The sequence below is a fragment of the Bifidobacterium bifidum ATCC 29521 = JCM 1255 = DSM 20456 genome, assembly GCF_001025135.1.
In the GTDB taxonomy this organism is placed as follows: Bacteria; Actinomycetota; Actinomycetes; order Actinomycetales; family Bifidobacteriaceae; genus Bifidobacterium; species Bifidobacterium bifidum.
This window is the reverse complement of sequence record NZ_AP012323.1, coordinates 533,860-553,678: the sequence shown is the minus strand read 5'-3', so window position 1 is coordinate 553,678 and position 19,819 is coordinate 533,860. Positions and strand designations below refer to the sequence as shown.

Sequence of the window (19,819 nt, the reverse complement as noted above, 5' to 3'; positions counted from 1 at the left end):
TGATATCGCCGAGGAGTTTCATGATGAACCCCCTACAATCCGAAAGTGTACTCTCATGAAGCTTTCAGCAATACCCCTTTCCCATAACATTTCGGTATACGGGCAGTGAACGGCGCAGTCGCAGGGGCGCGGCATGTGACGGCACGGTACATCACGCTGGACAACGTCCGCGATTACGCATTATGCAGGAGTTGTACGACGGCAGATATTTAGGCGCGATAAGAGAATGGCTTGAAATCAACGATTTCGCGGCTCAAGTCACTGTACAACACGTATATTTTGCCCGTTTGCGGGAGTTGTACAGCGCCGTAGGTGCACAACATCTGCGTTTCGCTGATATGCGGGAGTTGTACAACGAATCACGGCAACACGGCGATACGGCAACACGACGACTCTGCCGCACCGCCGGTACATACTCATGCACGCGAAACGCCCTTCGCGCGAACGGCGGCCTTGCAGGCGCACGTTACGCGAAGGGCGTTTCGTATGGGTCGGTCGCGCCGCCTTACAGCGCGGCGTTGAAGTCGCGCACCTTGAGCGTGCGCTGGGAGGATTCCACATTGCCGCGCACGATGCGCTTCAGGGCGTTGTCGGCATCCTCATGGTCGGCGAGCCACCGATGACCGAGTTCGACCAGCGTGGCCGGGTCGGCGTAGTACGGGTACAGGCCCTCAAGCAGCGCCTCGGCCATGTGGAAGCTCTTGTTCTTCCACACCCAGTCGACCACGTCGTAGTACTTGGCGGCGTACGGCTCGGCCAGGTCGGGGCGCGGCGTGGCGCCGAACCCGCGGGCCACGGCCTCCAGCTGCATGTTGGTCAGGTCGGCGTTGTTGAGCGCCTCGATCCAGGCCCATTCCTTCGCGGCGGCGTCGCCACGCACCGCGTGGGCGCCGAGCGCGAACTCGCGGTTCTCGGTGGTGTCGCGCTTGGCGAGCTGCGCGTCGATGCCGGCCTGGTCGATCAGCTTCACCGAGGAGAGCGCGTTGATGATCGTCCACGTGAAGTTGTTGTCGATCTCCAGTCCGGCCACGATCAGCGAGCCGTCGAAGAGGCCCTGCGCGTGCTCGGCGAACTCGGCGTCGCCCTCCTCGCCGTAGCCGAGGTACGCCGTGACGAGCTGGAACTGCTGGTCGGATCCGCCGGGAGCGGCGATGACGAGCTTCCACAGCTCCTTGGCGACGTGCTTGACCACGTCCGCGCGGCGATCCGGCGCGGTGTAGTGCCACGCGGTGGTGCTCATGCAGCTCAGCGCGTAACGGAACGTGGTGGACTCGGTCTCGGTGGCGAGCAGCGCCAGCGTCGTGTCGATGAACTTCTCGGCGGCGAGATCGCCGTCACGGGTCATGTCCCACAGCGACAGCCACACGACCGCGCGGGCGAGCGCATCATCGAAACGCTGCAGGTTCGCCAGGGCGAACGAGAGCGAATCGGCGTCGAAACGCAGCTTCGTGTATGTCAGATCATCGTCGTTCACCAGGATGAACGCGGGGCGCTTCTTGCCGGCCGCGGCGGCGACCACGGTGGATTCGCCGTCCACGTCAAGCTCGAAGCGGTCGGTGCGCACGATCTTGCCGGTGGCCGGATCCTCGTCATAGAAGCCGACCGCGAGGCGATGCGGGCGCAACACCGGGTGCTCGGCGGGGGCGGTCTGGTTGAGCGTGAGCGAGGCGATGGTGCCGTCCGCGTTCTCCTCGACCTCGGTGGCGATCGTGTTGATGCCGGACTCCTCCAGCCACTTGGCGCTCCACGCCTTGAGATCGCGGCCGGACGCCTTCTCCAGCTCGTGCAGCAGGTCGGCGAGCGTGGCGTTGGAGTATGCGTACTTGTTGAGGTACTGGTTGATGCCCTGGAAGAACTTCTCGCGGCCGACGTAGTACACGAGCTGCTTGAGCACGGAGGCGCCCTTCGCGTAGGTGATGCCGTCGAAGTTGACGTACGTGTCGTTGAGGTCGTTGATCGGGGCGACGATCGGGTGCGTGGTGCTCAGCTGGTCCTGGTTCAGCGCCCAGCTCTTCTCGCCGGAGCAGAACGTGGCCCAGGCGTCATGCCATTCGGTGGCCTCGGCGGTGGCGAGCGTGGAGGTGAACTCGGCGAAGGACTCGTTGAGCCACAGGTCGTTCCACCATTTCATCGTCACGTAGTCGCCGAACCACATGTGGGCGAGCTCGTGCAGTACGGTCACCACGCGGCGCTCGGCGAGCGCGTCGGTGACCTTCGACTCGAACACGTACTGGTCGCGGATCGTGACCATGCCGATGTTCTCCATCGCGCCCGCGTTGTACTCGGGCACGTAGATCTGGTCGAACTTGGCGTACGGGTAGGGCACGCCCCACGTCTTGGCGTAGAACGCGAAGCCCTTCTTAGTGATGTCGAACAGGTAGTCGACGTCCTTGGCGAACGCGGGGGCGAGCGCCTGGCGGCAGTACTGGGCCATAGGCACGGTGCGGCCGTCCTCGTTGAGGTAGGTGGTGTGCCATTCGGCGTACGGACCGGCGCAGATGGCGGTCAGGTACGAGCTCATGATAGGCGTGGTCTCGAACGTCCAGCTGCGGGCGGATTCGGGCTCGTGGTCGCCGAGCACCCCGTCTGCGGTGATGACGTCGTCGACGTCCTCCTTGGACTTGACCGGCATGTTCGACGTGACGATCCACGACTTCGGCGCGAGCACGGTGAAGTCGAACGTGGCCTTCAGGTCGGGCTGGTCGAACACCGCGTACACGCGGCGCGCGTCCGGCACCTCGAACTGGGAGTACAGGTAGATGTTGCCGTCGGACGGGTCCACGCTGCGGTGCAGGCCCTCGCCGGTGTTGGAGTACACGCAGTCGGCCTTGACGGTGACCTCGTTGCGGCGGCGCAGGCCGGTGAGCGCGATGCGGTTGTCCTCGAACACCTGCGCGGGGTCGAGCGCCTCGTCGTTCAGGATGATCTCGGTCACGTTGTCGGCGATCAGGTCGAGGAACGTCTCGCTGCCCGGCTCGGCGCCGAAGCAGATCGTCGTGGTCGAGCCGAACGTGCGCGCGTCCCGGGTCAGATCAAGCTGGACATGGTAGCTGATGGGGGCGGAGACGATGGACTTGCGTTCCTCGGCTTCCACGCGGGTAAGGTTTGCACCTGGCATATTTTCTAACTCCTTCTGATATGTCTTCCCGAAAGAAGCCGGGACCGTCGCGACAGAAAAAGGAACAAGGAACCGTTCACGCGGTTCCCTACTCCTCGCTGAGACGTTGACGTTCAGGCTTGCTTCTGGACGTATGCCGGCGTCACTTGCGTGAGCCGAAGCGGTTTACTTGCTGGGTTCTTCGATGATGTCCTGGGCGATGTCGGCGACGACCGGAACGATCATCGGCTTGCGGTGCAGCTGTCGGGCGATCCATCCGCCGAGCGTGCGGCGCATGATCTGCTGCAGTCTGTGCGTGTCCTTCGTCCCCTGCATCATCGCGTCCTGCAGCTGCTCGACGATCTGATGGCGGATCTTGTCGAACTCGCTTTCGTCTTCGGCGACAGCGTTGAGGAAGATCTTCGGGCCGGTGACGACTTCGGAGGCCTCGGTATCGACCACGACGAAGCTGGACACGAAGCCTTCGGTGCCGAGGATGCGGCGCTTCTCAAGCTCCTCGTCGGTGATCTCGCCGACCGAATCGCCGTCCACGTACACGTAGCCGCACGGCACGGAGCCGACGACCGCGGCCTGACCGTGGTACAGGTCGACGACGTCGCCATCCTCCGCCAGCACCACGTTCTTCGGATCGACGCCGGTCTTGACGGCGATCAGGCCGTTGGCGACCAAGTGGCGGTTCTCGCCGTGGATGGGCATCGCGCACTTGGGCTTGACGATGTTGTACATGTACAGCAGCTCGCCCTCGTTGCAGTGACCGGACACGTGCACGGCCGCGTTGTCGCGGTTGACGACGCGCGCGCCGAGCTGCACGAGCTTGTTGATGACCTTGTACACGCCATGCTCGTTGCCTGGAATCAGGGAGCTGGCGAGTATCACCGTGTCGAACTCGTTGATGGTGATGTCGCGGTGGTTGCCGTCGGCGATGCGTCCGAGGGCGGCCATCGGCTCACCCTGCGAACCGGTGCACATGAAGACGAGCTTGTCGTCCTGCACATCGTGCGCCTTCTTGAGGTCGATGACGGTGCCTTCGGGGATGTGCAGGTAGCCGAGGTCGGCGGCGATGGACATGTTGCGCACCATCGAGCGGCCGACGAAGACGACCTTGCGCCCGTACTTGTGGGCGACGTCGACGACCTGCTGGACGCGGTGCACGTGCGAGGAGAAGCTGGCGACGATGATCTTGCGGCTCGCCTGCGCGAACGCCTGGTCGAGCGCGGGTCCGATGGAGGTCTCCGGCTTGACGAAGCCTGGCACCTCGGCGTTGGTGGAGTCCATCATCAGCAGATCCACGCCCTGCTCGCCGATCTTGCCGAATTCCACCAGATCGGTGATCTTGTGGTCGAGCGGCAGCTGGTCGAGCTTGATGTCGCCGGTGTCAATCAGGGAGCCGGCGGGCGTCTTGACGTACACGGCGAGCGCGTCGGGGATCGAGTGGGTGACGGTGACGAATTCGAGGTTGAACGGGCCGACCTTGAGCTTGTCGCGTCCCTTGACCTCCACCATGGTGGGATGCTGGTTGTGCTCCTGGCATTTCGCCTCAACGAAGGCGAGGGTCAGCTTGGAGCCGATCAGCGGGATGTCCGGGCGCAGCTTGAGCAGGTAGGGCACGCCGCCGATATGGTCCTCATGGCCATGAGTGAGCACGAGCGCGTCGACCTTGTCGAGACGGTTCTTGATGTAGCTGAAATCGGGAAGAATCAGGTCGACGCCCGGCTGCTCCTCTTCGGGGAAGAGCACGCCGCAGTCGATGAGCAGCAGGTGACCGTTGTATTCGATTACGTTCATGTTGCGGCCGATTTCGCCCAGACCGCCGAGCGGCGTGATGCGCATCGAACCCTTGCGGTACTTCGGCGGGGCGATCAGGACGTCGTCCTGCTGGGGAGCGGTGGCCTGGCCCTTGAACGAGCCGGCGTTGCTGGTGTTGCGATTCGCGGATCCGCGGCGGCGCGACGCGCCACCGGAACGGGACCTGCGTGAATTGTTCTTCTTTTGTTGTTCTTGTGCCATTCTCTATTGGTTTTCTGTTTCTTTGCTTCCGTCTGTGTCACGGAAACGACGTTATCTGCAACCGCTCGCCCGTGTCCGCCGAGGCCGGTCGCATCCGCGACCGGGACGGCCGTTCCCGGAGTCGGACGATGCCGTAATCCGGGTGCATCCCGAGCGAGGCCGGTGTGGCCCGGTCAGAGCAGTCCCGCTGCTTTCATGCCCTCTTCGGCCTTGGCCAGTTGATCGGCGTCCGGGCCGATGTTCGGCAGGCGCATGGCCGTGGAGGAAAGATAGCCCTTGATTCTCAGCGAGGCCTTGGCCATGACGGCCTGGTAGCCGTCGCCGTTGAGCGCGTGGACGAGCGGGGCGAGCTGGTTGGCGAGGCGCTGCGCCTGATGGATGTCGCCGTGGTCGAACGCCTCGACCAGCTGGCGCATCGGCGAGGAGGCGACGTGCGCGATCACCGAGATGATGCCCACGGCGCCGATCGACAGGAACGGCAGGAACAGGCCATCATCACCCGAATACCAGGCGAGGCCGGTGCGCTGCTGCTTTTCGACGGCGGCGGCGAGGTCGCCGGTCGCGTCCTTGACGGCTTTGACATGCTCAAGCTCGGCAAGACGGTCATATGTTTCGACGCGGACTTTCAGCCCGGTACGGCCGGGCACGTCATATACGATGATCGGCCTCTCGGCCACGGAATCGACGGCCTTGTAATGGCCGACCACGCCGTCCTGGCTGGGGCGCGAGTAGTACGGCATAACCACGAGCACCGCGTCGGCTCCCGCCTCCTGCGTCTACTCGACCATGCGCACGGTGTGCGCGGTATCGTTCGAGCCGGCACCGGAGATCACCGGGACGTCCACGACTTCCTTGACGGCCCTCACCAGCTCGACCTTCTCCTCCATGTGGGTCACGGGGGATTCGCCGGTCGTGCCGTTCACCACCAACCCGTCGGCGCCGTCGGCGACCAATTGCTTCGCCAGAGACTGCGCGGCCTCGAAATCAACCGTCCCGTCTGCTTTCATGGGGGTGACCATTGCGGGGAGGATGCGTCCGAACGGAGCCGGGTTGAGAAGATGCATAGTACCGTCACTCATATCTCTTTACCGTACTTGGCAGCAAGGACGCATCGCCGTCACCCGTACATAATATGAACGCGTCCCGGACCTCCTTCATCCCACCAAAGTCCCATCCAGACCCCACCAAACGGGATTATCGCCGGATGGGGGATGCCAGGCCAACGCTTTACAGGTCGAGGAACTTGTCGAGGCCGACGGTCAGGCCGGCATGACCGCCGTCGGCGACCTTGCGCACGGCGAGCAGCACGCCAGGCATGAAGCTGATGCGGTCGAAGCTGTCGGCGCGGATGGTCAGCTGCTCGCCCGCATTGCCGAGCAATACCTCCTCATGCGCGTTGAGCCCGCGCAGACGCACGGCATGCACGTGCACGCCGTCGACGACCTGCCCGCGAGAGCCGCCATCCGTCTCGGTGGCATCCGGCATGGCGCCGAGGCCGGCCGCCTTGCGCGCATCCGCGATGGCGCGGGCAGTGTGGATAGCGGTTCCGGAGGGCGCATCCACCTTGGTGGGATGATGCAGCTCGATGACCTCTGCGGACTCGAAGTACGGCGCGGCGACCTTGGCGAAATAATCGGCCAGCACGGCGGAAATCGCGAAGTTGGGCGCGATGAACACGGCCTGATCGTCACGGGGAGCCTCGGCGAGTGCCGCCGTGACCTTGGCGAGTCTCTCATCGGTCCAACCGGTGGTGCCGACCACCACGTCGACCCCCCGCTTCACAAGCGCGAGCACATTGTCGAGCGAAACGGACGGCACGGTGAACTCCACCACGACATCGGTGTTCTCCGGCGTGATCCGCATCAGGTCATCGCCCGCGTCGAGTGCGAAGGCGAGCTGCATGTCCTGCGCACCGTTCACCGCATCCACCACATGAGATCCCATGCGCCCTTTGGCGCCGACCACTGAAACCCTGACCATCACACGACCTTTCCGAGCGAAACCGTCCGTAACTTTTCCAAAATTCCCTACCAATATATAGGCATGCCGGCCCATGGTCCGGCCACCTGTCCGTAAGCTGGGTCACATCCCGGCTCCGACCGGTTCGGCGCACCGTTCCACAACGCACTGATACGGCTTCATAAATTCTGGCTCGTTAGACCAAGGTTGACTTTTTGCCTTGCAGTGTGGTTACTGGGTAGCTACAATGATGGTAGGTATGAGAACAGGCAAGGTGGCGCGTATAGCCGATAGGGTCAGGAAGGAAGTTGGCGAACTGACGCCACAGGAGCGCGATCTCGCCATCAACCGCGTGAACACGCTGCATGCGCGATTGGAGGCTTTCATGTTCGGCTTCCACGGCGTGTCAACGAAATACCTGCAAGCCTACCTGGACTGGTTCCAATGGCTCGTCGCGTTCACCGACGGATTCGGCGAAACCGACGATGATGGGCTGCTCGCCCGCCAGCTCGGCAAAGGCCTGTATCGCATCCGCCGCCGTGACTGCCAGCGCATGACACCACCGTACATGGATTATTGGCGGAAAGCCGCATGACACCGTGCATACGATGTACAGTCGGAACAACCGACAAGCATAGGAGGCGCATATGGCGAGCATACCCACCACGACCATGAGGATAGACCCGCAGCTCAAGGAGGAATCCAGCCGCGTGCTCGAAGACCTCGGGCTCACCCTCTCCGGCGCGGTCACGATCTTCCTGAAGGCCGTCGTCAGGGAACAGGGACTCCCGTTCGAGGTCAAGAAGGAAACGTCGAATGGCAGATAAGGTCATCCGCATCAAAGACCTCCGTCCTCAAGACGTGCGCGGATTCCGAGGTGACACCGTGAGTGCAGATGGGCTCGTGGACTGGTATGCGCCTCATGTGGCCCAATGATCGAAACGAGCGAAACCTTCAACCTCGCTGTGGTTCTGGAACACCGAGGTCGGCTGGGCCACGGTGCATCCGCTGTCGGAGGCGAACGGCCGGGAATACGTGCAACTGGTCACTTGGGACAAGGGGCTGTCGCATATCGCAGGCAACGTGAACGGCAACACCATTCGACACTTCCCCGTGGTCACCGAGGTCTCCGCCCTGCACCGTCGCAGGCTGACGCTTCCCACAGAGGATGGCGGAGTTCTCGGAGTGCAGCAATGGCTACGTGCCGTATGGAACCATGCCAACGGACCGACCACCGGCTCGACGTGACGATACAGGCACAGATCCTCGACCTGCTGATGTCGCTGAAGGACGAATACGGGCTTTCCGCGCTGTTCATCACCCATGATTTCGGCGTGGTCGCGCAGATCGCCGACAAGGTGGCGGTCATGTATGCCGGGCGTCTGCTGGAAACCGGCGACGTGTATGACGTGTTCGACCATCCAGCGCACCCGTACACGGCCGGGCTGCTCAAGACCCGACCGGTCATCGGGCGGGCCATCGGCGAGCCGTTGCTCGAACACCGGCTCGCCACGAAGGCGGACGTGAACGACAGGGTCGCGCAGATACTGGAGATCCGCGCAGGAGCGCGGGCGAGGGTGACGGCGACGCGCTTCTGCGTCGCCGCGTTCCACGGCGGGTACATGGCTGACGGACGTCAGCGCCGTTTTCGGGCGAGGAACCAGCCGAGCAGGGCGAGCGGCACCGCGCACAGGGTGACGATCCACGGAATCATCATGCTCATGTGCGGACTGGATGCGTCCAGCACGGCACCGGCGATGGTCGACCCGAACGAGGTGCCGACCGAGCCTGCGGTGGTCACCCACGACAGTCCTTCGGTGAGCGAGCGCACGGGCACGATGTCCTTGACGATCAGGTTGCCGGTAGCGAACAGCGGGGAGACGCACAGGCCGGTCAGGATCTCCATGACGCCGAGGATCAGGAAATTGCCCATCACCATGCGGAACACCACATAGCCGACGGTGAGCAGCGTCAGGAACATGACCATATGCCGCCAGTGCGAGCCTTTCATCTCCCGGGAACCGAAGATGACCGCCCCGATGCAGGAGCCGACCGCGAACATGGCGAGCTGCAGGCCGAGGAACCGCTCCGCGCCGGCGGCCTTCATCGTGGCCGTCATGGACACGTCGAATGCGGTGAAGCTCATGTTGAACACCACGAACACGACCAGCAGCGGCAGAATGCCCCGGTACGTCAGTACATTGCGCGGCTTGGCGGAATAGGGCCGGTGCAGACGACGCAGCCGGAAACCGTTGTCTTCGGGGGAGGGCGTCGGTGCGGCATGGTCTCCGGCCGTCTGGAGTGCGGGAGCCGGCTGACCGGTGACGGCGTTCGACTGCGCGTCCGGTATTTCGGCGGCGACGACGTCAATCGGCTCCAACACGGGCGGGACGGTGTTCTTCAGCGAGAAGAACACCGCTCCCCCGATGCCGCAGGCCAGCGTGGGCACGAACAACTGCGACACCGGGTGCACCGAGGTGGCGAGGAACGCCGCCAGAATCGGGCCGAAGATGAATACGATCTCATCGATGGCCGCTTCCAGCGCATACGCGGTGTTGAGCAGCGACTCGTGCTGCGAACCGCGCAGCGCATACGCCCAGCGGGTGCGCACGAGGGCGCCGAACGAGAACTGGGTCAGCCCCATGCATATGGCCAGCGCGAACAGCACCGGGATGGGCACTCGGGCGAGCGCCGCCAGTGCGAACGCAAGCATCGCCACTATCTGCACACCAAGCGCCACCGGTCCGACACGCCGCTGCCCGAACCGGTCGAACAGGCGCGCGTAGAACGGCGTGACCGCGGCGACGGCGAGGATGTACATGGCGCTCATCGACCCGGCGACCGTCCAGTTGTCGTACATGTGGTTGAGCGCGAGCACGATGCCCAGCGACATCATCGAGATCGGCAATCGGGCCACCGCTCCGGAGATGCAGAACGCCTTGGCGCCGGGAATGCGGAACAGTTGCGCGTACGGCGACTGCGATGCGACGGATCGGCTCTGCTGTTGAGCCCCGCTCATCGAGTGTTCTCCGGGGTTCCGGCGTAGATGAAGATGTCGTCCATGTCTGCGCCATCCTCGGGATGGTCCGCCGCGTATCGGGCGGCGATGCAGTTCAGCCCCTTGTGGTCGTAGAAGCTCACGTCGCAACTGGAGTCGGTGTGCAGGTAGAACCGGGCGACCTGGCAATTCGCGAAATAGTCCATCGCCTGCCGCCAGAGCGAACCGCCGACGCCGTGTCCGCGAGCGCTTTTCGCGACGAGGAACAGCTCGATCTCGCCGCGCGCGACGTCGTTGATGTCGATTTCGCGTTCCATGCGCAGTTCCATCTCATGCCATTGCTCGGTCTCGGACAGGGTTTTCGTGCCGAGCGTCGACCGGTTCAGTTCGCCGTTGATCGCGGCGAGTTCCTGCTTGGCTTGCGGGAAGGCCAATGGCTCGCCGGCGACGCGCGACAGTGTGACGCCCATGAAGCGGCCGTCGAGTTCGGCGACGATGGCGCGGGTGGTCGGTTCGAGGTAGTGCAGCACGAAGTGCCGGGATATCTGCATGGACACCGGCGTGCCGGCGGCCGCGCTGCACTGACCCCATGTGCGGTCGAACTCCCGGACGATGTCGTCCAGATCATTCCAACGCATGGGCCGGTAGGTCACCGATTGCGATGGTTTCATCTCCTCGGCGGGCACTGTTGCCGTTGCCGGCGTAGATGCGATTGTGACGCCCGGCACCTCCTCCGGCGTGACGTCAGGCACGACGTCAGACATGACGTCACGCTGTGGGTCCGTCCCGATCGGCGTGCTCTCCGAGAGGGTGCTCTCGTCATCGGCGGATGGCGTGGCATTGGTGATGGTGGCATTCATGACGGTGTTGTCGTGCGCAACCATGGTTCTGCTCCTTTGTGGTTGTTGCGTCCGGCACGTGTGCCCGCCCACACGGTGCGCCAAGGGTCGCGGCATCCCTCCCGGCATGACGGCTGCGGCGCGTTCCATCCGCAGCGTGTGCCGCCCCCTTGGCGGTCACCTAGTCATTGTCGGATCCTTCGGGAATGCCGGAGCTCAACTCGGCTAGGATCTCTTGTTCGGTTTTCGCGCGGGCGTGCAGCTCGCGCGCGCCTTCATCAGGCTCACTCAGATAGTAGAGGGTGGCGTCGATTCTGTCCAGCGGCACGTGCTCGATGTACGACAGCAGCAGCCGATACCAGTCGAGCTGCACGAGCTTGTGTTCGATGTCCTGCGGCTTGCGTGGCTTGCGCCCGGTCTTCCAGTCGACGATGGTGTATTGCTTCGTCGGATCGTTCGCGTCCAGTCCGCCGTGGAACACCGCATCGAGTTTGCCGTTGACGATGACGTCACCGAGCTGGGGAATCGACACGACGATCTGACGTTCCGCCCACGCCGGGCGACGCTCCGACCACGTCGATTCGGCGAGTCGACGCTGCCATACGGTGAGCTGTCGTTCCTTCGCCGTCAGCGTGTCGGATTTCATTTCCAGTTCGGACAGATCGTGCAGCAGGGATTCGCGGGTCACCGGCTCGCGGCAGGTGCCGGCCGTACCGGTTTCGATGCTGCTGGAATCGTATGCGCCGATGCCGTCTGCATCTATTGATTGGCCGTCGCCGTAGGCGTTGATGAATTGTTCCGCCCATGCGTGGAACAGGGTGCCCGCCTCAGCGGCGGGGGATGCGACGCGCGGGATGGGCCGGATCAGGCCACGCCAATAGCCGCGTTCCTCGCGCTGGGTCATATGTCCCGCCCTCGCCTGCAACGCGGTGACGTTCTGCCGTCCGTGCTCCAGCAGGTGCTCCGCCTGACGGCGGACATAGCGGTCGATCTCGCGCTCGCCTCGGCCGAAGGACCATGGCATCAGATCGGGGTCTTCAACGAGCATTCGGGCGCGCGCCAGCAGGGAGTCCGGATCGTCGGTCACAAGCCCGGAATCGCCGGACAGCCCGCCGGTGAGCTTCGACAGGGTTTCCTCGGACAACTTGGCCGGCCATGTCGGGCCGCCGGCCTGTTCGCGTTCCTCCAATGGGGCGTTCCATGCCTCTTCGACGACATCCCGCTCATATTCGGTGGCGTGGTCGCCGACGAAGAACCCCTGCGGCCTGTCCACACCCAGCTGGTCCAGCGATGGGTGCGCAGACGCACCTGATGCCGCACCGGCCACCGCCAAGTCAGGGCTACTGTCGGCAATGGCATCCGCATTTTCGGAGTATCCCGCGCTCCCGCTCTTGCACGCGGATACCAGACCGCTCTCATGGCATAGCGAGTCCTGCATCTCCGTCCAGAATACCGACGGCTTCGAGGCGCTCGGTCTTTTGCCGGGACGGTTCAGGTACTGGCTCGGGTCTCGATCCAGAATCGAATACTGGCTGTAGGTGAGCAGCGCGTCTTTCTTGGCCCGGGTCAGCGCCACATATGCGAGTCGCCGTTCGTCAGCCAGCAGACGTCGGCCATATTCCTCTTCCTGGGTGAGATACCAGCTGGACGGGTCGGCGACATCCATATCGTCTCCGATGTCCTTGCTGCGCAGGTCTCCGTAAAACTCGTCGTCGATGACTTCGACATCGTCCAGGGCACGCAGTGTTTCGACCGGGGCGTCATCCGGATTCGCGTCGTGCGGGAAACGTGGCAGGATACCGGCGTCGACGCGCACGGGCGCAGGTACCGCGGCCGGGTCGTCCGCCCATGAACGAACCGTCGCCTTGTATTCCGGGGGAGTCCACGATTCGCCGGCACCGCCGCCGGGATGCTCCGCGTCCAGCTCGACATGCAAACCGCCCTGATTGCTGGGGAACACTCCTGATTGCATGGACACCACGGCGACGGCGTCCCATTCCAATCCCTTGGCCTGATGGATGGTCATCAGCACCACGTCCGCAGGAGTGTCGGGCACCGCCGCGGTACCCTCCTCTATCTGACCAAGCGAGTCAACCCATGACATGAATCCACGCAAAGTCGGATTCACGCCTTCGACGATTTCCTGCGTATAGGTGTCGACCAGTGCGGCGACCGACTGCAGAGGCGAACGCGCCTGCGTGGGGTTCACCGGCTGGGAGGGGTTTTTGACCGCCTGGGCGACGATTGTGTCGATGTCGAGGTTCAAGGCCCGCACCGCGGCGTCAATCACTTCCTTCAGCGGGTGATTAGTCACGGCATGCACACGCTGCAGTACTTCGCCCGCCTGTATGATACGGCGTGATGTCGTCTCGTCGAATCCGCCGCGACGCGACAGCAGCGACGGCAGGTCATCCCGCATCATCATGTCGATGAGGAACACCGCATGCGGCACTCGATCCCGGTATTGCTTAACGATGGCCTTCACCTGCGGGTCGGCGAACGTCGCGATGTCGGAGCCGCCATCCGCTTCCGAAACGAGACCGGAATCAATGGACGTGGAGACTATTGCCTCATCATGACCATCATCGGCACGAGCGCCATCGGAGCCTGAACCTATGATGCCGGATTCGACCAGTGCACGGTAGCGGCATTGGCTGTCGAGATCTTCGGCCATGCCGGCGAGGCGGGTGAGCGATTCGGATCCCAAACCGAATCGCGGCGTAGCCAGCAGCCTCATCAACGACGCTGAATCGGTGTGGTCGGCGGCCGCATGCAGCAATGCGATCAGATCCTGGACCTCCGGCCTCTCCAGCAGCGCGGAGTAGCCGACGACCAACGTCGTCAGGCCCGCCCGTTCGAGTTCTTGGGCGAATTGCGCCATGTGCGTCTTGCCTCGGAACAGCACCGCCACATGCGGGGTATCGGAGGCGGCCGTGGCGGCGTCCTTCCGGTACCGTGCGATGGCCTGTTTGGCGAAGCGTGCCACGGCATCGGCTTCCTGGCCGAAGGTGGCAAATCCCAGCACGCCGATCGTACCTTCCGCGGCGTTGTCCATCGCGGACAGGTTCGCGACGTCCACTTCGCGCATCAGGGAGCTGCCGGCCCGCCGTGGCGGTATGCGCAGCGGCTCGGTGAGGTTGTTGGCGGCTCTGAGCACGATGCAGGTGTTGCGTCGCGTGACGCTGAGCGGGTATGGTTTCGCGTCGGCGGGCATGCCGAAGTCCTTTTGGAACATGCGGAACGCTCCGGGACTGGCACCACGCCACGCATAAATCGACTGGAACGGGTCGCCCACCGCGTTCACCGCGGATCGCGACAGCCCGACGCCATCCTTGGACCACCCTCCGGCGCTGCGCGCCGCCTCCCGCCAGCGGGAGGAAGACCTATCAGCATCGGCATCAGCCGACTGGGGGTGGAACAGGGTGGCGAGGAGCATCGCCTGCGTGGTGGAGGTGTCCTGGTATTCGTCAAGCAGCACGTGCGTGTAACGGCGACGGTACCGCTCCCCGATGGAGGGGAATCGCGCGACGAGCTGGTAGGCGGCAATGGTGAAATCGCTGAATTCCGCCATGTTCTGAACCCGCTTTTCCCGCTCGTATTCCTCGACGAGCGTCAGCAGCGTCTCCCGACGCCGGGTCACGTCGCGCAGCTGTGCACACTTGTACACGCATATGTCACGAAGTTGCGCCCGGTATTCCTCCTGTTTGGCCGCGAAGGTCTCCTCCGTGTCCTTCTTGTTTTTTGTCGGAGCCTTGGCCTTCGGCTCTTCGTCAGGAACCGGCGTATCGCCAATGGCGATATCGAGTTGCGCGAGGAATGCCTGGTCCCAAGCCCGCACACGGCCGATGGCCTCGTCCATCGTTGTTGTGCTGCCACCGATCATGGCGTTGCCTATGGCATGCGACAACCCCAGTACACCATTCACCACGGTCTTGAACGCCCCGAGATCCTGCTCGAAGAGGATGTCCATGTGACGGCCGACCACGGTGGTCGCCAGCTGTATGGCACCGGCCTGGCTGAGCGGCTGCGTGTTCTGGTCGAAGCCGACAAGCAGGCCGTATTGCCGCACGATGGTCTGGAAGAACGCATCGTACGTCGACACCTCCGGCTTGAGGAACGCCCGGTTCGCAAAGCGCTCGTCTCCCCCGTCCGCCAGCACGGCGGCGGACACGCGCGACAGCAGTTCCGACGCGGCCTTGCGCGTGAATGTGAGGCCGAGGATGCGCTCGGCCGGCACGCCCTGTGCGATGAGGTTGATGATGCGGCGGGTCATCGTATAGGTCTTGCCGCTGCCCGCTCCGGCCACGACGAGCACGTCATCGCCGGTGGGCGCGTTGACGACTTTTGCCTGCTCGGGGCTGTCGGTAAATCGTGGTGCGTTCATGACTGCCTCGTTTCGAAGACGGTGTTGATTTCGCCGGCGCATGCCGGGCAGGCCGCTTTCATGCGGCAATACTGGAGATGATCCGGTTTCGGCCTTGCCTGTATATGGGTCGACCGACTCGCCGCGGCGGCGTAGAACACTCTCGCGATCATGGAGAGCGACCATACGGCCTGCGTGCCGCGCATGCCGAGGAACTGTCGCCATGCCGCTGCGCTTACACCGGTCGGAGGCTCTTCAATCAAATCGGGAGCATCCGAAAGCTTATCGAGGGTCTTGTAGCGGTTCCGCGGCATGAACGATGACGTGTTCAGACTGCCATCGGCGAACAGCGCCGGCTGGTACATTCCCTCCTGCGCGTTGCTGGTTCCGGACGTCGCAGGTGCATCCTTCTGTGCGACATGGAACAGACCACTTTGCGCGATGTCCGGCATGACTTGCAACGCTTCGGCTCCGCGCGGACCGTTTTCCGGGAATGCGAGTCCCAGTTGGTAGCAGACCAGCTGAAGATCGTTGAATATGGCCTTGGTCGAAGGCACCTTCCCGGTCTTGTAGTCGATCAGGCGAACGTGACGCTTCCCGTCGGGCATGATTCTGGTCTCCATACGGTCGATGCGCCCGGACAGACGCACGGTCAGCCGGTCGTTCATGGCTTCGGGCCACCCGCCAACCAGCGATCCCATGATGGCGGCGAGTTCATCGCGGCCGATCGGGTCGACGCCGTCCATCGCGTTATAGGCGGCAAGAATGTCGTCCAAGCCGAATACCGCGATGAACGAACGCTCGCATTGTGCGCTTTCCAATGTACCGATCTGGAAGTTCTTGACGTTGTTTACCGGGTATTCGTCGGTGTTGGACATGACGAAGTAGCTGGCGATGTGGCCCAGTACGTCATGCGCGGTATTGTCCTTGCGCGTCGCGTTGTATTGATCGGCCGGGTTGGTGTTGGCCGTCGGATCGTCGCGCAGCTCCTCATAGATGGCGATCATACGGTCCCGCACCGTGCTGACGCGTTCCGGAATCGGCAGGTCATCGCGCCAGTCCGCCGCGTCCAGGCCCTCGTTGCTGGCGGTTTCGGCGACGGCGTGGATCAGCGAGCCGAACGAGGTCGCCACACTGCCGGCGCGCGGACCAGTGAACCGGTTTTCCATCATCCAACAGACGGGACATCCCCAGATGCTGTCCACGGCGGATGGCGACAATGTTGCGATCCGCGGCACCGATGATTGGCCGGTTCCCTCCGCGGCCTTGTCCGGTTCCGGAGCCGCCGCCCGCGATCCCACCGTGCGGGAGCCGGAAGACGCATCCTCGACCTCGTCGAGGAACGGCCAACGCGTGATGTCAGCGGCTTCGACACCATTGTTTGCCAGCAGTCGCAGCGCATCCACGGCATCTTGAGATTCCTTGGAACCTCGTGGGTGTACGGCGAGCGCCACGCGGGCGGCGGCGACCAGGCCGCGAGGATCGGCGTCCAGACCTTGGAGCCGTCCGGCTTCACCGACCTGGGTATATTCCCGCCCTTCGGCCGACGCATGCCGTTCGCGGTTGAATCGTTCCGGTATGTATCCGTACAGGAAGTCAGACGGGGTCAGATCGTCGTTGTACACCGCACTTGCCGTGACCTGCTCCGATGCGCGGGTCAGCGCGACCAGCAGGCTTTTCTGCTCCGCATACAGCACGGATTCCAGTTTGTTGTCGCCATGCTCTCCGGAATCATCGGACAGCCCTCCATACAGCATGACATCAGCCAGATCCTCACCACCGAACATCGTGTTTCGGGCTGCCAGGTTCGGCCATATGCCTTGCTGGATGGCCGGAATCCACACCAACGGCCAGTGTCTCCCCGATGAGCCCGCCGGTGTGGTCAGCGTCACGGCATCGTCGATGGGGGCCACTTTGGCCAGGGAATCCGCTTCGATGCGCATCGCCCTCACCTGCGCAAAGAATTCGGGCAGATCCCGGCTTGCGGCCGAGCCGGATGCATAATCGAACAGCCGCATGGCCGTATCCAGACGGTCGTTGGCGGCACGTCCGGCATCCGTGTTGTTCAGGGCCTCGCGCTGCCAACGGGAGGCGACGTCGCACGCGTTCCAAGCCACGGACAACGCATACTGTGGTTCCTTCGCCGGCAGTTGTCTCAGGCCTTGGGCCACCGTCCCCACTAGATTCCACAGGTGGGCAAACACGCGGGAATGCGGGTCTCCCCGCCCGCACACCTCCTGAACGGCGGCGAGCACGTCATCGGCGGTTATACCGGACGCGCCCTTCGTGCCTGCCCCGACAGCGGAACCGGCATCGTCGACAACGTCACCTGTACCGCCTAGACCGGCGACACCGCCATGCATCGCATGCGCGTCATCCGCGAATTCCAGCAACAGGTACATGGCATCGACGCCGAACTGGAGTTCGTCGCCTTGCGGTGCTTTGACATCGATGATCGTGTCGTCGGTGATGGTCTTCCGATCGCGCCCGGAGACGACCCATTCGCGCCATTGCTCCCATCCGTGCATGAGCCTGCCCAAGGCATGCATTCGAGCGGTGTCACCAGCAATTCCAGCGTCCCCGGTCTTCCCCGCATCGTCGGCGGCACCGCCAGGCACATCGTCGGACGCATCCCCCTTGCATATGTCCTCGCACGTGACGATCTTGCCGAGTGATGCCAACGCGTTCATGGCGGCGTCCACCGGCTCCAGCCTGGCCGGGTATCCCTCATGATCCCGTCCGCCGCCGACGCTGACCAGCGGGCATCCCATCACCGTGGCAACCCGAGAGCGCACATACAGTGCGGTCTGCTGCAGATTCATGCCCAGCGCGGGCACCGTCTGGTTCCTGAGCATCGCCAATTCGAGCAGCGCGAACAATCCCTGCACGAACGGCTCGTCCTTCAACGGTCGTGTGACCGATGAATACCGTACAGGCACGCCGTCATGACGCAGCCGTTCGCCGATCGTGCGCACGGTGGCGTTGTCGTGCGCGATGACAGCCATGTCGTTCCAGTTGCGTCCTTCAAGGATGTGGGCTTGCTTGATGCGCCATACGACGTCTTCCGTCTCTTCGTCGGCCGAGCGGTACAGCGCGGTTTTCAGACTGCCATCGCCCGGCAGCGGATCGGCCTGGGGCAATGCGACAATCGGCAGGCTCGCCGGCAGCTGCGGCAATTTGCCCGGCCTCTGCGGCAGAGGAACCGTCTCGTCCTGCGTGGATCGGATGGACAGGGAGATACGGGATGCGACCAGATCGCGATACGTATAACCGTCGACGTGGTCCACCGCACGCTCCTCAACTCGGCCATTTCCGGCACCGCCAGCCGACAGACGAACCATGTCGGCGCCAAGCTGACGACGAATCTGGTCGAACAGGTATTCCGGATATGACCCGCGGAAGGTCTGCACGGCCTCGTCCGGATTGCCGACCAGCAGCAGCCGCGTCCCCGCACCGCGCAGCGCCTTCAGGAACGTGAACCCGGCGAAGGTGAGGTCCTGACAGTCGTCGACGACCAGCAGACGCGGCAGATCGTCATCGCCGACCATCCCGACCGCCTTGGCCCCCTCGACCAGCAGACGCGACGAGTCCAACCGGTACTCGCCCGAGTACATACGACTCACCGCGGTCTCGTATTCGCGGCGCAACGCGAACGCGAGACGCCACTGCACATGCAAACGCTCGACGCGCGGCGACCAATGCCTCAACGCCGACAGGGCCGTTCCTTCACGATCCTCGGAGACGCCCAGCTCATCCATGCGGGCCAACATGTCGCGCAGCTGCATGACGAAGGCGGCATTGACGCCTACGCCGGAATCCGCATCACCACCCTCGCCGTCGTTCCCGGCCACGGCATCGGCCAGCACGCCGTCCCAATCATCCCTGGCGAAGTATTCGCGCAGCAACGAACACGTGCCGCATGGATCCCCCGCCCGCACATGAGCCACATGGACGGAGCACACCGAACGCAGCAGCGCATCCTGCTCGGCGCCGTTCAGCAACCTCGGCAGCGGCTCGCCCGACCTCGAACGCATGACGGTGATCAGCCGGAACGCGATGGCCGACAGCGTCGTGACCGGTCGCGCCTGGGAGGTCGCCCCCAGCTCGCGAATCACCTGATCGCCTATCACATCGGCGATCTGACGCCCGGATACCGTCATTATCGCTCCGGATTCGCCGAACCGTCGCAGCCCGGCCATCAAGGCATCACGGGCCAGCGTGCTCTTGCCCACGCAAGGAGCACCAACCACCAGCAGCGCCTTGCCGGATTCCCCCTCAAGCAGTGCTTCAACCGCCTTCATGGCACCTCCATTCCCGTCGCCGGCCCCGTCGTCCGTCAGACAGTTCCTCCATCATATGCCAACAATCGAAAACCGAACCATATGTTCCGTTTTTATATCAGTTTTATTCTGGACTAACTGCGTCATCGCACGGCAGCTCCTGCCTGCGGCGAGCACTCCTCAGCGCTCCCCATCAAGGGTTGTGCGTGGGAACACCTCGGAATAGAGTAAGAAGAAGAGATGTCGTAAGGGGGG

Annotated in this window: 10 protein-coding genes and 1 pseudogene; 3 read left to right on the top strand and 8 right to left on the bottom strand. The window is 63.5% G+C overall.

Annotation, left to right across the window (positions count from 1 at the left end; genetic code table 11):
* Positions 1-505: 505 nt before the first annotated feature.
* The 4 genes and pseudogenes from pepN to dapB all read right to left on the bottom strand — a co-directional run bounded on the left by pepN (position 506) and on the right by dapB (position 7,105).
* A complete protein-coding gene (gene pepN / locus BBBF_RS02180; RefSeq protein ID WP_021647685.1) occupies positions 506-3,118 on the bottom strand; it encodes an aminopeptidase N in 2,613 nt (870 codons plus the stop codon).
* 165 nt (positions 3,119-3,283) lie between these two features.
* Positions 3,284-5,125 carry a ribonuclease J gene (locus tag BBBF_RS02175; RefSeq protein WP_003812067.1) on the bottom strand — a complete coding sequence of 614 codons (1,842 nt, stop codon included), beginning with the start codon at positions 5,123-5,125 and terminating at the stop codon, positions 3,284-3,286.
* Between the two features lie 173 nt (positions 5,126-5,298).
* A pseudogene (gene dapA / locus BBBF_RS02170) lies at positions 5,299-6,204 on the bottom strand (4-hydroxy-tetrahydrodipicolinate synthase).
* A 148-nt stretch (positions 6,205-6,352) separates the two neighbouring features.
* A complete protein-coding gene (dapB, locus tag BBBF_RS02165) occupies positions 6,353-7,105 on the bottom strand; it encodes a 4-hydroxy-tetrahydrodipicolinate reductase (protein ID WP_003812064.1) in 753 nt (250 codons plus the stop codon).
* A 238-nt stretch (positions 7,106-7,343) separates the two neighbouring features.
* Between dapB and BBBF_RS02160 the strand changes: the two genes are divergently transcribed.
* From BBBF_RS02160 to BBBF_RS02150, 3 genes are all read left to right on the top strand, one after another.
* Positions 7,344-7,679, top strand: a complete 336-nt coding sequence (locus BBBF_RS02160) for a transposase (protein ID WP_229029485.1) — start codon at positions 7,344-7,346, stop codon at positions 7,677-7,679.
* A gap of 52 nt (positions 7,680-7,731) precedes the next feature.
* On the top strand, positions 7,732-7,911 hold the full coding sequence (locus tag BBBF_RS02155) for a type II toxin-antitoxin system RelB/DinJ family antitoxin (RefSeq protein ID WP_003812061.1): 180 nt from the start codon (positions 7,732-7,734) through the stop codon (positions 7,909-7,911).
* 208 nt (positions 7,912-8,119) lie between these two features.
* Positions 8,120-8,332 (top strand): hypothetical protein, encoded by a 213-nt coding sequence (locus BBBF_RS02150; protein ID WP_013389593.1) that lies wholly within the window; start codon positions 8,120-8,122, stop codon positions 8,330-8,332.
* A gap of 388 nt (positions 8,333-8,720) precedes the next feature.
* On the opposite strand, the gene BBBF_RS02145 is transcribed toward BBBF_RS02150, so the two are convergent.
* The 4 genes from BBBF_RS02145 to BBBF_RS02130 all read right to left on the bottom strand — a co-directional run bounded on the left by BBBF_RS02145 (position 8,721) and on the right by BBBF_RS02130 (position 19,585).
* Positions 8,721-10,103, bottom strand: coding sequence for an MFS transporter (locus BBBF_RS02145; protein ID WP_021647681.1), 1,383 nt, complete (start codon positions 10,101-10,103; stop codon positions 8,721-8,723).
* Positions 10,100-10,966 carry a GNAT family N-acetyltransferase gene (locus BBBF_RS02140; RefSeq protein WP_021647680.1) on the bottom strand — a complete coding sequence of 289 codons (867 nt, stop codon included), beginning with the start codon at positions 10,964-10,966 and terminating at the stop codon, positions 10,100-10,102. Before BBBF_RS02140 ends, BBBF_RS02145 begins: the two co-directional genes overlap by 4 nt.
* Before the next feature lie 136 nt (positions 10,967-11,102).
* On the bottom strand, positions 11,103-15,305 hold the full coding sequence (locus BBBF_RS02135) for an ATP-dependent DNA helicase (RefSeq protein WP_021647679.1): 4,203 nt from the start codon (positions 15,303-15,305) through the stop codon (positions 11,103-11,105).
* A complete protein-coding gene (locus BBBF_RS02130) occupies positions 15,302-19,585 on the bottom strand; it encodes a PD-(D/E)XK nuclease family protein (protein WP_021647678.1) in 4,284 nt (1,427 codons plus the stop codon). Before BBBF_RS02130 ends, BBBF_RS02135 begins: the two co-directional genes overlap by 4 nt.
* Between the last annotated feature and the right edge of the window lie 234 nt (positions 19,586-19,819).